Consider the following 15,645-nt stretch of genomic DNA (forward strand, 5'->3'; position numbering starts at 1 on the left):
CATAAAATTGGATGTGAGCAATGTAGCGTCAGTTTTTACTGCTATTTGTTATCGATGTCCATATTTGTCGGTTTGTAATATAAAATTATTAACATAATATTTGTTACGTCACTTTTTTTAAGGGAAATACGCAAAGAAATAAAGCAAGGCGGACGGATTCGATATTCAAGCAACGCGCATTCTTCGAGTTATGAATTACGATATCTTGCTATTATATTGTTGAAATGTTGGAATATCAACGGTTTGGGTGTATCCTAACAGAGGAGGTGATGCGGTGGATTCGAAAAAAACGAACATACCCGATGAGTATTGGAAGGCCATTGTGGAATGCGATCCGGCTTATGACGACGCATTTTTGTACGGTGTGCGAACGACCGGAATTTTTTGCCGCCCATCCTGCAAATCGAAAGTTCCAAATCCGGATAATGTTCGGATCTTTCCCAATGCTTATGTCGCTTTGAAGGAACATTTCAGACCGTGCAAGCGTTGCAAGCCCGACGGATTGCAATTGCCGACAGAAGAGTGGATCGAACAAGTTGTCGAATGGATCGACCTGCATTATGACGAGCCTCTTACTTTGAATATGTTAGCGGATATTTCGCATGGCAGCCCGTTTCACTTGCAACGAATGTTCAAAAAGGTGAAAGGCTTTTCGCCTGCCGAATATATCCGGCAAGTTCGGTTGAATAAAGCCGCCGACTTGCTGCAAACAACCAATCAATCGGTTGCCGAGATCGGAATGCAGGTCGGTTTTTCGAGCACGCCGTATTTTATTACATTGTTTAAAAAAAAGCTTGGCGTAACCCCGTCTAGTTATCGAGAGGATCGGAGGAATCATGATGGAAACGCAAATGATTGAATGGGCGGTACTGGAATACGATTGCTGGAATTTGCACGCAGCCGTAACGGAGATGGGACTTTGCTATGTAGGATCGCCCGGGCAAACCGATGAGGAAATGCGAATCGCACTGCGACACCGGTTTCCATCAGCGGCATTTAGGAGAAATGATGAGGCGCTGAGGCCTTATATGAATGAACTGCTGGAATATTTTGAAGGGAAGCGTCAAAGCTTCACCATCCCGATCGATATGAGAGGCACAAGTTTTCAAGAGAAGGTGTGGGAAGCGCTGAAGCGGATTCCGTATGGACATACTTGCTCGTATTCCGATATCGCACGGATCGTTCAAAGTCCGAAAGCGGTTCGTGCCGTCGGCTCGGCCATCGCCGCCAATCCGGTGCTGATCGCGGTGCCCTGTCATCGCGTCGTCGGTAAGAACGGAGCGATCACAGGATACCGCGGCGGCTTGGATATGAAACGGTATTTGCTTGAATTGGAAGTAGGGGGATAACAAAGCCTGAAGTCGAAACAACCGGATGAATAAGTTGAAAAGTGATAAAACCAGCTAATCCCTCGTCAAGATATTAGCTGGTTTTCCGTAATGAACAAGAGCAATAAATCCTAATTTTGTTTTCCAACTATACTTCTGATTCAATCTCCTTTAATAGCTCATAAAACCAATTTACATTAACTTTATGGTGTGAAATGGAGTTTTCTAACATACGAACAAAACTCTTCGTGAGAGTTGATCTGTTTGCTAAAGCATCCTCTATGAGAGAAATTTTTTTCTCTGTTTGTTTAATCTGAACAAGAATTAAATCCCTCATCTTTTCTTTGTCGAATTCATCTTCAAAAAGCATAGCACCATAAAAGGAAAGATTTACATAATCCGTTTTTGTCCCATACTTAGTCATTAAACGATTAAACTCTGTAATTCCTAACTCAGTAAGAATGTATTTATTTTTTTCTCTCGATTCTGAATTCCTCGCTTCGGAAATACGTTCAATCAGTCCTTTTTCTTCTAACTGTTGAATGTTGTAATAAAATGAACCTTTGGTGTAATTGACTACAAACTCGTAATTTCGCTCATTCATTATTGCCAAAAGTTCATATCCATATGAACCTGGTTTTTCTTTTAACAAACCTAAGATTAAGAGTGGAATCAATTGATTGATCTCTCCTCGTAAAATGAGATTAATGTTGTTTTACTTACTTTCATTAATATTGGAGAGATTAATAGAAAACTCCTCAAAACTCAATTGTCCTAAGGCAAACTTCATACTTTGAACAAATATACGTTCATTTTTAGTTAGTTCACGTTTTGCTTCCTTCTCAATCCATTCATGCTCTTTGTCCAAAATATCTAAAACATGCTTTCGTTTTGAAAAAGCTTCATAATATCTTAATCCAAATTTTCTTTGGGAGATAGCATCAATATGAATGCCATCGGGATTTGCTGTTAAGCCTTTTGATGTTACAAAATAGCAATTTTTTTCGGCATGAGCAACTTTAGATAATATTTGGTTTATTTGTTTATATTCTACAGCGCTTTTTCCAAATCCGACCTCTCCAAGGTAATGTCCCAACTCACCGATTATAATTGGGATATCTGGTGCATTTAATTCTTCCCTCAAGTGTTTAAATAATGAAATCAATTTATCCTCATACGTCTTATAACGTTCTCCGTGACTGTCGCTTTCTCCTTGATGCCACAGAATTCCCACTAATTCACTTGTTTCCATAGCGAATTTTGCTTCAGAAATCGCATGTCTTGTTAATAGTCCGTCAATTGCCCACTCATCAATAGAGCTTCCTCCCTCGGCACATGCTATTACCCCAATGGACTCCCCCGGATGATCCTCTGTCCAAGCCTGAGCAAAAGAGGCTGCCGGCCCAACACCAGATACGTGACGATCAAAATTAAGAGGTTCCGCCATCATTTGCCATCTACCGTTTCGCAACATATTTATACGCTCATTATAAATCGGCGGGACATCCTCAATAAATCCTCTGCCTGCCATATTTGATTGTCCGATTATTAATATAGATTTCATAGATAAACCTTCTTTCTTTGTTTGCGATGGTCTAATTAGACTATTGAGAGTATAGTTTAATTAGACTTTTTTTGTCAAGTCGATTTTGTCTTTATTCAACTAAAGGGCGCTTATGCAGCAAGAACTCTGTCACTAAACCTTAAAATCGTGATGGAGCTTATGTCCTTGATTATTATTTACATAATATATATTATTTATACTAATTGGAGGGGGCAGCTATGCATGAAACGATAGAGACGAAGATCGCTTCGCTTGCATGGGAGCGGATCCATCAGACGTTGGACCGGCAAGGATTTGCGAAGCTGCCCCCATTGCTCGATAGCGGGCAATGCCTTCACCTGATCGGGTTGTACGAACGGGAGGAATTGTACCGAAGCAAGATCGAAATGAGCCGATATCGGTTCGGAGAAGGAGAATATAAATATTTCGCGTCCCCTTTGCCATCACTCGTGCAGCAGCTGCGTGCTTCGTTCTACCCCGAGCTGGCCCAAGCGGCGAATCGTTGGTTAGCACGACTAGGCAAGGAAATGAGATATCCCGCTGCGCTGGATGAATTTTTGGCGAGTTGCCACATTAAAGGCCAGCTTCGCCCGACTCCTTTAATTTTGAAATATACGGAAGGGAAGAGGGGGGATTATACAACATACGGTGCGCCATGGCGTCAGTAATTTTCTCTCAGGCACACGATACGGACTCGGGATCATATTCCATGACGCCAAGTGAGCTTCCGTTCTCATCATAAAATTGACTATATTATAAACTAGGCTATATATTAATATTATATAATATTAATGATGTTAATTAAAATAATGCGTTGACATAACGGTGTGATTGCGGCTATTATAGACCTGTGTAGTCTTCGATTAAGAGCGGGCCCTTCATGTTCGAATGCCGTTATACCGCGTGCCGGAATGGTTGCCGCGAGTATAACCGCGAATTGATCAACGCCGTTATTTTTGAATAATCAGGGATATTGAGGATCTTTAAAAACTTCATTGGGAGGGTGAATAAAGATCGTACGGACCACTTCGGCAAGATATAATGCGAAACAGGATCATACGGATTACAATAATAGCCAAGGAGGCGTATTCGAAGATGAGGAATGAACAAAAAGGGATAACGGATAACATCCCATTATCCGGGAATCAGGCGAATCGTTGGCAGATCTACGGCGATTCTCCGGAAAAAAGAAGGCGGCTCCAGCGCAGGACGTTGTTGATCGTTGTGCTTGCGCAAATTTTGGGCGGTGCGGGGTTGGCGGCAGGTGTTACGATCGGCGGTTTGCTGGCACAACAAATGCTAGGGACCGACAGCTTTGCCGGCGTTCCCTCCGCGCTCTTTACGCTAGGTTCCGCCGCCGCGGCGCTGCTGATCGGGCGGATGTCGCAACGGTTCGGCCGCCGCATGGGACTTGCGGCAGGCTTCATGGCCGGCGGGATCGGGGCTGTCGGCGCTGTGCTCGCGGCGGTCCTGCCGAATATCCCGCTGCTGTTCGTTTCGCTGTTTATTTACGGCGCAGGCACCGCTTCCAATTTGCAGGCGCGTTATGCGGGCACCGATTTGGCCAAACCGAACGAGCGGGCCAAGGCAATCAGCGTTATTCTAACATCGACTACATTTGGGGCGGTTGCCGGCCCGAATTTGGTGGACGCGATGGGACGGTTTGCAGCGTCTCTCGGCGTTCCCCCTCTGGCGGGGCCGTTTCTGCTCGCTGCGGTCGCCTTTCTTTTTGCCGGTGTGGTGCTGCTGGCGTTTCTAAGGCCCGATCCGTTCCTAGTGGCCAAAGCGTTGGCGCAAGATAAGCTCGCGGATAAACAGTTCGTTACGGGCGGAGAGCAGCCGCGGGCAAACGATAACCGGAAAATTGCGGTGGGGGCGACGGTGATGATTTTAACCCATGTCGTTATGGTCGCCATTATGACGATGACCCCGATCCACATGCAGCATCACGGACACGGTCTAGGGGAGGTCGGGCTCGTGATCGGCGTGCATATCGCGGCCATGTATCTTCCTTCGCTTATTACCGGAATATTGGTCGATAAATGGGGAAGGACGGTAATGGCTTACGCTTCGGGCGTGACATTGCTATTATCCGGGCTGATGGCAGCTTGGGTGCCGGCCGATTCGATGGCGCTTCTTATGATCGCGCTCGCCTTGCTTGGCCTTGGTTGGAACTTCGGTTTGATCAGCGGGACGGCGATCATTGTCGATGCTACGGCGGCGGCTACCCGCGCGAAAACACAAGGCTCGATCGACGTTCTCATCGCTTTGACCGGCGCCTCCGGCGGCGCGCTTTCCGGCATGGTAGTCGCGAATTCAAGCTATGCAATGCTCTCGTTGGCCGGCGGCATCATGTCCTTGCTGCTGATTCCGGTCGTCATTTGGTCCCGCCGACGTCCGAGCGCAAGACAACGCAATGAAAGGGTGTCGATGGGCAGTTAAGCTATTCTCCCCAGCGAACTGCGCCACTTTAAACGGCGATATGCTCGATCTAAGAACGAGAGGAGAGGAGGTTGATCATATCCGATGCCACCTTCTCCGCCGCAACGGGATCGCGAGCCCGAATCGTATTGTAAAGCTCGTTATGAAGCGTCGTCAATTCATTCAACAATTCGAGATTGCCGAGAGTGCTGCTAATCGCGTACCGCAAATGTTCATTCATATAAAGATAAAGTTCATACAACAGATCGTTATGAGCGGCCGACGCAATCGACATATGAAATTCGACATCCGCACGGACGAAGGCGTCCAAATGTTCGGTTTTTTCATTTCGTTTGTCCAGACAGGCGCGGATTCTTTCCAAATCTGCGGGAGTCCGGCGGATCGCCGCCAACCGTGCGCATTCCCTCTCCAAGCAATACCGCGCCTCCAACGTGTCGGCAATGCTGCTTCCACGCAATCGTCGCAAAACGGATGCTTCGAAATGGTTCGACGCTCGCACATACGTACCGTCGCCTTGTCTCGCTTCCAGCATGCCTGCGTGGATTAAGGCCTGGACGGCTTCCCGGATCGTATTGCGGCTAACACCGAGCTGCTCCACCAATTCGGGTTCCGCGGGAATTTTTGTTCCGACGGGCCATTGGCCCGATTCGATCAGCGATTCCAATTGAGAAGAGACTTGTTTCGCCAAAGACGAACGGACAGGTTTTTGCAATTCCATATGAAAACCTCCAAACATAGGATGATGCAGTATCTTGATCATAGCATAACATCGGTTCCTCGAACAATAACGCGAGAGTCACGATCAACAACCCTATCTTGAGCCGAAATCATCCAATCGATTTGCACTTTCATAGAAACTGCATTAAAGTGATAAGTATCATTACAATAATGTGGCAAGGGGTTTTAGTCGAATGAAAGATCGTATGCTAGTATTTGCAGGTTCCTATGCGGAAGCTTCCGATTTTGGCGTATACGTTTATTCGTTAGATGAAATTACGGGAGCGTTAACGTTATTGCATCAGGTTTCGGGCTTGAAAAATCCGACTTTTTTACATTTGGACGCCGAGAAGCTGAAGCTTTATTCGATATCGGAAGAAGAAGCCGACGGCGGGAAAGCGGGGGGAGCGGTCTCGTTCCGGATTGATCCGGTTCAAGGCACTCTGACCGAAATCAACCGCCGAATGTCAGTTCCCGCTACGACATGCCATATCCAAAAAGACGATTCGGACCGTTTTCTAATCGTGACGAGCTATCATGGGGGAATGGTCGGGCTAATGGCGCTTGAAGAGGACGGCCGCATCGGCGAAACGCTTGACGTTCGGCAGCATGAAGGCCAAGGAGCGCATCCCGAGCGGCAAACGCAGCCTCATCCGCACTCATCGTTCTTCAGTCCGGATTGCCGCTATTTGTACGTTCCCGATCTGGGCATTGACCGGATCCGGGCGTATACGCTTGACGCCGAACGCCAAAAGCTCCATGTTCATGGCGATACCGTACTGCATGCCGGGGCGGGACCGCGACATATGGTATTTCATCCGAACGGGAAATTTGCATATGTCATTAACGAAATCGATTCCACCGTCACTTCATTCCGTTATGACCCGGAGACAGGCGCATTGCACACTTTCGATACCGTTTCGACGCTGCCGGCCGGGTTCGCAGGCGAGAATATTTGCGCGGAAATTGCCGTTTCCGCAAACGGAACCTACTTATACGGCTCGAACCGCGGACATGACAGTATCGTCGTATACGCGATCGATTCGAATAGCGGCCGATTGTCGTTCGTGGAGCATGTTTCGACAGAAGGACGCCATCCAAGACATTTCGCGTTAACGCCGGGAGGCCGTTTCTTACTCGCCGCGAACCGGGATACGAACAATATCGCTACATTCCGGGTGGACGAGACGACGGGGAAGCTGCAGTTTACCGGTCATTCCATCGAAGCGTCCAAGCCGGTCTGCATCCAGGCCGCTTATTTCTCCGTTTCGCAATAATTCGCAAAAGAAAAAGACTGGCGTCCGTCATGGTCGCCCAGTCTTTTTTGCATAAACGGACAGTTATGGCTTGATGATCGCACAAGCGATTCGGTCTCCCGAATTGCCGGAAGGATCGGTGGTGTAATCGTCGGCATTGGCATGGATAACGAGCGCCGTACCTCCCGGCTTCAGCAATGAATTCGGTTTTCCCTTCTGCAAAGTAACGGTTGTCGTAACGAGATCCGCTTTTACTTTGCCGTTTGCGCCGACTTTCAAATTCGGCAAATCTCCTTCATGAAACCCGTGCGCGTTTTTAAAGCCATGTTGCTTGTTTTGCAGATTGAAATGCGCTTCCGCCGTTTTGAAATCGGGAGCGTCGCAACGTCCGACAGCGTGGAAATGAATGCCGTGCTCGCCCGGAGGGAGTTTGGACGCTTCGATATGGATTTTCACTTCGGCGCCGGCCTGCGTAAGTCGGGCCGTCCCGATTTTCGTTCCTTTGCCGTCGATGATGTTCACTTTCATTTTGGTCATGCTTTCATCGGCGAACGCTTGCGATGCGCCGGCGCCGATCGAAGCGAGCAGAAATCCGCACGCTAAAAACCATTTGATTGCTGTTTTCGCCATCTTCGTTCCTCCTACTTGTTCACAAATGTTTCGTCGGGTCCTTGTAAAGCAGCAAATCGGAAATTTTCAGAAATGTAATATCGTTTTTTTTCATAATTTCATACTGTTCCCGCAATACTTCCGCCATGATCACGCCGCCGGCCCCTACATGGCCGATCGCGATGCAGGGCGTATGTGCGTTCAGATGACTGCGCATCGTTTCAAACTGCTTTCTCATGAAGGGCTTCGTACGACGATTGTCCAAGAACAGATGGTTTTCGATGCTCGGCACACCCATCTCGTTTGCTACCTTGGCCACAATGCTATGATAACTTGTATGGCTGTCCAAGAAGAAGAGGCCGCGTTCTTTGCATACATCCAGCACGATGCGCATCACCCTCGGATCGGTCGTCGCTTTCGAGCCCATATGATTATTTATGCCGATCGCGTGGGGGACGTCGTCGATCGCCGCATGGACGCGTTTGCGAATTTCCTCCTCGGATAGATCGGTCGAAACGACGCCGGGGCCGAGCCATGTCTTTCTGCCGGAGAAAGGTTCCATCGGCAAATGAACGATTACATCGTGTCCGACGCGATATGCCTGTTCCGCGTCCCGCTTGGTGGTAGGCAGGAAAGGCATGACGGCTACGGTCAAATGAAACGGGAGCTCCATCATTTCCTTCGTTCCGCGTCCGTTATTGCCGAAATCGTCGATGACGACAATAGCGTATTTCTCCCGCACATTTTGAAAAGCCGGGTCTGCGCCTGTCGACGCAGCAGTCGACGCCAACATAACGGCTGCCAGCAGCAGGCTAGCGCATCCGGTTGCAACGATTCGCCGTGCAAACATAAAATCACCAGATCTCTCATGATGTAGTTCCGATTGGAAACATTTATAATATTTCCCTATACCTCCGTTTTTAATCAGGAAGAAGGGAAGGATCGGATAAGACGACCGCAGCTTGCAGAGGCAAATGATCCGACGCTTCGTAACGATCCGAAATAACGCCCGACGAAACGATTTGAAAATGACGGCTGACGAAAATATAGTCCAATTGCATCTTTGGCCGGAACGAAGGATATGTGAGGGAAGGAGCCGCATTCCAACTTACGTCCGTTAATTGTTGCGTTAGGATGGACCATACCTTTGATCCCGGTTTTACGTTGAAATCGCCCATGACAAGGACTGGACCGCCGTCGTTCATTATTTTGTTGCGGATAAATCGCGCTTGTTTCCGTTGCAATAAGGGGGAGAGGCTTAAATGGGTCACATAGCATTTGAGCGGGTGCCCGTCCATATCCAGTTGGGCCTCCAATAAGGCCCGATTTTCAATGGCAGCCGGCGCTTTGAAAATGTGGTTATGCTTGCATACGATAGGAAACCGGGTCAAGAGGGCATTTCCGAATTGGCGCACGGTCGTATCAAAGTCTCGATGCGTTCCCGATACGATAGCCGGTCCGAATACGGCATGGTTCGTCTTTAACCGCTTCGATAACCATTCAAGCTGGTCGATGTCGTTGCTTCTTTTCGAATAACGGTTATCGACTTCGTTCAGGGCGACGATATCGGCGTCGCTTTCTTCGATAACGCGGGCGATGCGTTCCAGGTCAACAATCCTGTCGATTCCTTCTCCATGATGAATATTAAACGTTACAATTTTTAACAGCATGGCTTGTTCCGCCTTTGTTCGACGTATTCCTACCCGTATTATGCACCGGATATCCCGGTCGTATCAAGCTGGTCATTCCCATCTTGGTTTCATAATCGCAATCGTTTCGGAACATACTATATGATGTTTTACTACGGTTTGAAAGGTAATGAATAATGAAAAAAATCATTTTTCTCCTGATTGATTCGTTCATGCCAACGATTCTGGAAGATTGCGTTCGCCATCGAACGGTTCCGGGACTGAAGTTTCTTATGGACCGGGGTCGATATTGGGCGAACTGCGCGACGGTGTTTCCAACGATGACGGCTTCGGTTGACAGCTCGTTAGTGACGGGAACGTATCCCGACGTTCACCGGATCCCGGGACTCATCTGGTACGATCCGGAGCAGCAAGAAATCGTAAATTATATTAACGGATGGAATTGCGTTCGCAAGCTCGGCCTGGGCAAATGCGCCAAACATGTACTCTACAATTTGAACGAAAAACATTTAAGCGCCCATGTGACGACCGTCTTCGAAGAACTAAGCCGGAGAGGGAAGACATCCGCATCTATTAATGCGATTGTCCACCGCAGCGTCAAGCGGCATATGATCAAGCTTCCCGCTCTCATGAATATGATGTCGGGGTTACAGTTTCGCAAAAGCAGCATTTCCGGGCCGGAGACGATGACTTTAGGCTCGCTCGTTCAATCGGACATTCTGCAAGATATTCCCCGGCCGATGCAAGGATACGAGGAAATGTGCGGCATTAACGACGATTTCGCGAAACATGCAACCAAAATTTTGATTCAATCGGAGAAACAGCCCGATTTTACGCTCGTGTATTTTCCGGATAACGATCATGAGATGCATAAAAAAAATCCGGCTCACGCGGAAGAAGCTTTAATCCGTGTGGACCAGCATATCCAGGACATTTTGTATGCATTCGGTTCGTGGGAGGAAGCCGTGAAGCAATGCATATTTATCGTAACCGGCGATCACGGGCAAACGCGAATCGGGAACGAAGAACGGTTTAACATCGATCTGGATCGGTTGCTGGAATCGTTTCGCGTATTGCAGTTAGGGGAGAAAATCGGCAGGCATGATGTTGTCGTTTGCAATAACGAACGGATGGCTTATCTTTATCCTTTGCAAGCGGATATCCAGCCGAAGCTGATCGAGCAGCTTCTGAGCGAACCGCGAATCGATATCATCGCCTGGAAAGAACAGCGCGAAGTGGCGGTCAGAGAAGGCGGATCGGGAAGGAAAATGTATTTCCGGCGCAACGGGCCGTTTACGGATATTTACGGGTCCGAATGGACCGTGGTGGGCGAAGAATCGGTGCTCGATCTGAAGATCAAGGAAGGAATCATTCATTACGGAGATTATCCGGATGCCCTGGCCAGACTATACGGAGCTTTATATTCCCAGGACATTCCGATGATCGCCATTACCGCCAGGCCGCGGTACGAATTCAAGAGCCGCTATTTCCCGATGCATATGAACGGGGGCAGTCACGGTTCCTTGCATAAATACGATTCCATCATCCCGTTGATCGTAACGGGTACGGATCATGCGGTCCAAGAGCCTCCAAGACTGGTCGATTTGAAACAATTTATTCTTGAACTATGCGACAAGGAAAGCAATTGTTAGTAATTGCGCTGCAACTTCCCACCCATGAATTACGCGATTGCAAGATACACTAACCCTATATCATTCGATAAAGGGGAAAGGTTCATGAGGTTGAAATCCTTCGCATTATCCGTCTGGAATATGGTGGATCCGATTTATTATGCATGTACCAGATTACGGTGCGTCGGGCAAGACCGGAAAAACAGCACGTTCCGAGTCAGACTTACTTCTTTCAAAGGCCGAAATGTACATTTATCCGATGGATCGGTGATCGAAAAAGGCGATACGTTGTTGAAAATTCATTTGCACAACGTTATTTTGCTGAAAGATATGCTTTCCATAAAAAATGAAATTAAGAAAGGGAAATTTCTATATCGCGCCATTGAACAATCGCTCCCCGATCTTGCCGTTTATTTGCAACATCACCCGAAAATCAACGATATCAAGGGGATAATCGGAATTACGATGTTAAACAAAGGGGTGGGCGGCTTAGGTTTCGAAGCGATTCCGATTCCCAATTCGTTATATAAATGGGTAAAATACGTGACGATGATTCCCATTTATTTCTTATCGGCGAACCAACCGTTGAAACATGTAAAAAAACAATCTCCAGCCTATTTAATTATGTCCAAAAACGTTCTTATGCAAAAATACGGAGGGGGAGGCGCCGATACGGCCTTACGCGAACCAATCCGACACGCATAAAGACTCTGACGGTCAGATGGCCGCCAGAGTCTTTTGTTGTTCCGCCTTGGAAGCGGCCGAATGCAAGGGCAATCGATGAAGCGTAATTTCGGGCCGGCTGCCCATTCGGATATTCACTCCGGTCTGTCCCAATCCTTCGCTAATATAGAACGGTTTGCCGTCGTATACATGCAGCCCTTTGATCATGTTCATCCCGACCAGTTTTCCCATTTTCGCAAGATGATACGGTTTGGGCCAATGAATTTGGCCGCCATGGAAATGCCCGGAGAGCAAGTAATCGTAATGAACCTTTCTCATAGCAAGAACGATATTCGGATCATGCGTCAGCACGAGGCGATAGCCTTCCTTGACTCCTTTGTACGAGGCCGCGATATTGCTGCGATTCGTACTGTAATCGTCGATTCCAATGACGTTGATTGATGCTCCGTCCTTCACAAAAAAGGCATTTTCGTTCCGCAGCGTTCGACAGCCGTTGCGTTCCAGCGTCTCCTTCAATGCGGCGAAGCTTTCGTCCTTTAATACATAGTCATGATTGCCGAATACCGCAAATATGCCGCAGGTCGGCTGCAATTGGTTGAAAACCTGCAGATACGGGACGAGCTTCGGGATGCTCCGCTTACGATCGAGATAGTCGCCGGTCAAGGCGATCAGATCGATCTTTTCCTCCTTAAGCTGCTCATACAATTGCTCCGGCGTAACGGAAATATGCTCAAGATGCATATCCGATATATGCAACACGTTGAATGAAGATCCCGGGCGTTCGCGGCCGGCGTTTATCTCCACTCGATTCACGGCTGCTTGCCGTGTATTGAGATGCGCTTTATATAGCAAGCATGACAGCAATGTCATGACGATCGTTCCGATTGCAATGAAAATCATCCAATCAACTCCTTTCAATGACGTACTCTATATACCAGTATAGATGGACGGAGGGGCTCTTGTCAGCGGTAATTCATGGAGCGTACCGACGGACGGCCCGTACATGAATGATTGGCGCCCGGCCCGCGCATATTAACAAAAACTGCTCTTCACCGCTTTCTATGTAATTTCTGTTTCGTCGGAGGAATGAAATGGGTAAAAAACTTCTGGTGCTTCCGTTGCTGCAAATCAAATCGGGACATCATCAAGCCGCCGATGCGCTTATCGAATATACGAACTTGATCGATCCGGCCATCGAATGCGAGAAAATCGATATTTTGCATTATAGTTACGGGAAGATGGAAGCGGTCGTTTCCTCCGTCTACCTGAAATGGATTCATTACCTTCCTTTCGCATACAGTTGGATTTACCGCAAAAGCTGCGGCAATTTTCAAAGGGCGAGACGGTATCGGTTATACGAACTTTTGTTTTTAAGAAATATGCAAAAATTAATACGCGAGAAAAGGCCCGACTATATTTTTTGTACGCACGCTTTGCCTTCCTATTTGCTCGGCCAACTGAAAAGCAGAGGGCTTCTGAACATCCCGGTAATCAACGTATATACGGATTATTTCATCAATGACGTATGGGGGAGGCAAGGAATCGACTACCATTTGGTTCCGGATTCGCAAGTTAAGCAATGGCTGACCGAAAGAGCGGTTCCGGAAGAACGAATTATCGTGACAGGGATTCCGATCCATCCCGAATTCGCTCATTCCGATCCGAATCAGGAGCGTTCCAATCCGGAGTTGTCGGTCTTGATTACAGGCGGAAATCTCGGAACCGGAGCGATCAAATCGATTGTCAAACATATCGGGAAGACCGGCAACATACATTACATCGTACTATGCGGCAAAAATAACGCCTTGTACCGGCAACTCCAAAAAAGAAAACATCCGCGCGTCGCACCGATGCCGTATATCGAATCCAAAGAGGAAATGAACAATTTGTACAATCGTATCGATGCGATTGTTACGAAACCTGGAGGGGTGACGATCAGCGAATGTTTATATAAAAAAATTCCGGTTTTTGTGTACCATGCTTTGCCCGGACAAGAAGAAATCAATTTGCAGCGGCTGTTGAGCCAACAATTGATTTTCCACTTAAGAGGAAGAAAGCTTAAAGATATCGAAAACCGGTTGATCGCGATGTGGCAGGATGAACAATCGTTGCAGCGCATGAAACAAAATATGGATCAGTACTGCCAACAATTGTCCGATGTAACGTCTTCGTTGCGCCGGGTGCTGGAACCGTCGCATTCGCGAACAGATACTATGCTCGCCCTTCCCATCGATCCAATCCATCAGAATTGAGGTGTTCCCGTTATGAAAAAAACGATCATGCTGCTTCTCGTATTCATTCTATTCGCGGTTTGGGTTACGCCGGTCAGCGCGGCGAAGCAGCAAATTTCCCTAAAAACGGCTTTTGTCAGAAATAACGATCTTTGGGTCAAAATCGACAAGAAAGAAGCGCAAGTCACGCATGGAGAATACGTCCGAAACCCGCGATGGTCTTATGACGGGAATTGGATCGCTTATACGAAAGGAGCGGAACAAACCGAAGTTTGGCTCTATCATGTCGTTACCGGAAGCTTGCGTTTGGCGGGCCCGGGCAATAACGCGCAATGGGCCCCGGCACGCAACGAGCTTGCCTTTCAAACCGGCGAAACGCTCAACCTGATTCGCGCGGGCGATCCGGATAAGCTTGAAGCGAACCGCGTCGCGGAACGAGTCGGCAATTATTCCTGGCTGCCGGACGGCAGCGGATTTCTATTCTCAACGCTGTCCATGTTGTCCGGCGGCCGATGGTCGGATATCGAATTGTATACCGTGAAATTCGAGAAGGGTTCGAATAAGCCGACGACGCGGTTATTTTACCGGATTCCAAGCCAATCGGAACAGTTCTTCGCCGTCATGACGAGCCCGTTCAAATGGTCGCCCGACGGGAAATGGATCGCATTCCTCGCAAAGCCGACGGCGTCGTTGTCGGCGGACGGCAACACATTATGTTTCTTGGCGTCCAATGCCAGGTCGTTTGTCAAAGCGGGGCAAATGCTCGATCAGTTCGATTGGTTCCAATGGGCGCCGGCCGGCGGTTTGTTCGCTTACATCGAAGGAACCGGCAGAGAGGCGGTCCGAAACAAGCGGCTGACGGTTGTGGAGGGCTTGCCGTCGCTTAGGCAAACGTCGTATACGCCTGCAGGATTTGCCGATAGAGGGTTCGCATGGCAGAATGATCGAACCGTCGTCGTTGCGAGAGCCAAAGAAGCCGAATGGTCCGTCGAGGAGCGGAAACGGCCGATGCCTAAGCTGATGCGGATCGATCTGGCTTCCGGTCAAGAGAAGCCGATCACCTCGCCGCCTGCCAGACAGGGGGATTTCGACCCGTTATTCGCAGAAGACGGAAGCAAGCTTACTTGGGTGCGAACGAACCGCAAGACGGCGGATGCGATGGCGGCGGAACCGGACGGGAAGCATGCGAAGCGTTGGATACGCCAACTGACGCCGGCAACCAATGATTACGAGAGGTGGAATTGGAGCGAAGTCATTGACTACGCCGAATCGGATCGTTGAAATCGGTTGTTGACAAATTCGCCGACGTTCCCATATAATAGTGAATAATTTCAATATCCAAATGTGTTGATTAGAAATAGTAGAAGTGAAAATAACCTTTCAGAGAGCCGTTGGTTGGTGCGAAACGGCAGCGTTGATCACTTTGAACTCGTCTATGAACAGCTGCCTGACAATGTAGGGTAAGCCGGGATTCCGCCGTTACAAGGATAGATGGTGTCGGCCATCGAAGGAGATCGTTTCGCTTCGGTTTGCG

General features: G+C 48.2%; 15 protein-coding genes, 1 pseudogene and 1 other annotated feature (1 of these 17 only partly in view). Of the genes and pseudogenes, 9 read left to right on the forward strand and 7 right to left on the reverse strand.

What is annotated here, in order from left to right; translation table 11 throughout:
- The first annotated feature begins 274 nt into the window (after positions 1-274).
- Entirely contained in the window at positions 275-859 is a 585-nt protein-coding gene (locus KQI79_RS14430; RefSeq protein WP_216538954.1) for a bifunctional transcriptional activator/DNA repair enzyme AdaA, read from the forward strand.
- Positions 837-1,349: a methylated-DNA--[protein]-cysteine S-methyltransferase gene (locus KQI79_RS14435; protein WP_483311390.1), complete on the forward strand. Its 513-nt coding sequence runs from the start codon at positions 837-839 to the stop codon at positions 1,347-1,349. The genes KQI79_RS14430 and KQI79_RS14435 overlap by 23 nt, the downstream gene beginning before the upstream one ends.
- Positions 1,350-1,476: 127 nt before the next feature.
- Here KQI79_RS14435 and KQI79_RS14440 read toward each other — a convergent pair whose 3' ends face one another.
- Positions 1,477-2,004 (reverse strand): PadR family transcriptional regulator, encoded by a 528-nt coding sequence (locus KQI79_RS14440; RefSeq protein ID WP_216538955.1) that lies wholly within the window; start codon positions 2,002-2,004, stop codon positions 1,477-1,479.
- 39 nt (positions 2,005-2,043) lie between these two features.
- A complete protein-coding gene (locus KQI79_RS14445; RefSeq protein WP_216538956.1) occupies positions 2,044-2,892 on the reverse strand; it encodes a sialate O-acetylesterase in 849 nt (282 codons plus the stop codon).
- 218 nt (positions 2,893-3,110) lie between these two features.
- Between KQI79_RS14445 and KQI79_RS14450 the strand changes: the two are divergent.
- Both KQI79_RS14450 and KQI79_RS14455 read left to right on the forward strand, forming a co-directional pair.
- Positions 3,111-3,615: pseudogene (locus KQI79_RS14450) on the forward strand (2OG-Fe(II) oxygenase).
- A gap of 372 nt (positions 3,616-3,987) precedes the next feature.
- A complete protein-coding gene (locus KQI79_RS14455; protein WP_216538957.1) occupies positions 3,988-5,334 on the forward strand; it encodes an MFS transporter in 1,347 nt (448 codons plus the stop codon).
- Between the two features lie 49 nt (positions 5,335-5,383).
- On the opposite strand, the gene KQI79_RS14460 is transcribed toward KQI79_RS14455, so the two are convergent.
- Positions 5,384-6,052, reverse strand: coding sequence for a FadR/GntR family transcriptional regulator (locus KQI79_RS14460; protein WP_216538958.1), 669 nt, complete (start codon positions 6,050-6,052; stop codon positions 5,384-5,386).
- A gap of 193 nt (positions 6,053-6,245) precedes the next feature.
- Between KQI79_RS14460 and KQI79_RS14465 the strand changes: the two genes are divergently transcribed.
- Positions 6,246-7,328, forward strand: a complete 1,083-nt coding sequence (locus tag KQI79_RS14465; RefSeq protein ID WP_216538959.1) for a lactonase family protein — start codon at positions 6,246-6,248, stop codon at positions 7,326-7,328.
- A gap of 63 nt (positions 7,329-7,391) precedes the next feature.
- On the opposite strand, the gene KQI79_RS14470 is transcribed toward KQI79_RS14465, so the two are convergent.
- The 3 genes from KQI79_RS14470 to KQI79_RS14480 form a co-directional block, all read right to left on the reverse strand.
- Positions 7,392-7,937, reverse strand: coding sequence for a superoxide dismutase family protein (locus KQI79_RS14470; RefSeq protein WP_216538960.1), 546 nt, complete (start codon positions 7,935-7,937; stop codon positions 7,392-7,394).
- Between the two features lie 19 nt (positions 7,938-7,956).
- Complete coding sequence (locus KQI79_RS14475) at positions 7,957-8,766, reverse strand: divergent polysaccharide deacetylase family protein (RefSeq protein ID WP_216538961.1); 810 nt, start codon at positions 8,764-8,766, stop codon at positions 7,957-7,959.
- A gap of 70 nt (positions 8,767-8,836) precedes the next feature.
- Positions 8,837-9,586 (reverse strand): endonuclease/exonuclease/phosphatase family protein, encoded by a 750-nt coding sequence (locus tag KQI79_RS14480; protein WP_216538962.1) that lies wholly within the window; start codon positions 9,584-9,586, stop codon positions 8,837-8,839.
- 155 nt (positions 9,587-9,741) lie between these two features.
- Here KQI79_RS14480 and KQI79_RS14485 point away from each other — a divergent pair, with 155 nt between their 5' ends.
- Together KQI79_RS14485 and KQI79_RS14490 are read left to right on the forward strand one after the other, a co-directional pair.
- Positions 9,742-11,217, forward strand: coding sequence for an alkaline phosphatase family protein (locus KQI79_RS14485; RefSeq protein WP_216538963.1), 1,476 nt, complete (start codon positions 9,742-9,744; stop codon positions 11,215-11,217).
- 84 nt (positions 11,218-11,301) lie between these two features.
- Positions 11,302-11,901: a YkoP family protein gene (locus tag KQI79_RS14490; protein WP_253298156.1), complete on the forward strand. Its 600-nt coding sequence runs from the start codon at positions 11,302-11,304 to the stop codon at positions 11,899-11,901.
- A gap of 12 nt (positions 11,902-11,913) precedes the next feature.
- Here the strand turns inward: KQI79_RS14490 and KQI79_RS14495 are convergent, their stop codons facing one another.
- Positions 11,914-12,777: a metallophosphoesterase gene (locus tag KQI79_RS14495; protein ID WP_483311391.1), complete on the reverse strand. Its 864-nt coding sequence runs from the start codon at positions 12,775-12,777 to the stop codon at positions 11,914-11,916.
- Between the two features lie 194 nt (positions 12,778-12,971).
- On the opposite strand from KQI79_RS14495, the gene KQI79_RS14500 reads away from it, so the two are divergent.
- Together KQI79_RS14500 and KQI79_RS14505 are read left to right on the forward strand one after the other, a co-directional pair.
- Positions 12,972-14,132: an MGDG synthase family glycosyltransferase gene (locus KQI79_RS14500; protein ID WP_216538965.1), complete on the forward strand. Its 1,161-nt coding sequence runs from the start codon at positions 12,972-12,974 to the stop codon at positions 14,130-14,132.
- Positions 14,133-14,144: 12 nt separating this feature from the next.
- A complete protein-coding gene (locus KQI79_RS14505) occupies positions 14,145-15,392 on the forward strand; it encodes a TolB-like translocation protein (protein ID WP_216538966.1) in 1,248 nt (415 codons plus the stop codon).
- Positions 15,393-15,449: 57 nt separating this feature from the next.
- Positions 15,450-15,645, forward strand: a binding site (T-box leader) (it continues 42 nt past the right edge of the window).

It is taken from the genome of Paenibacillus sp. MSJ-34 (assembly GCF_018918005.1).
Taxonomy (GTDB): domain Bacteria; phylum Bacillota; class Bacilli; order Paenibacillales; family Paenibacillaceae; genus MSJ-34.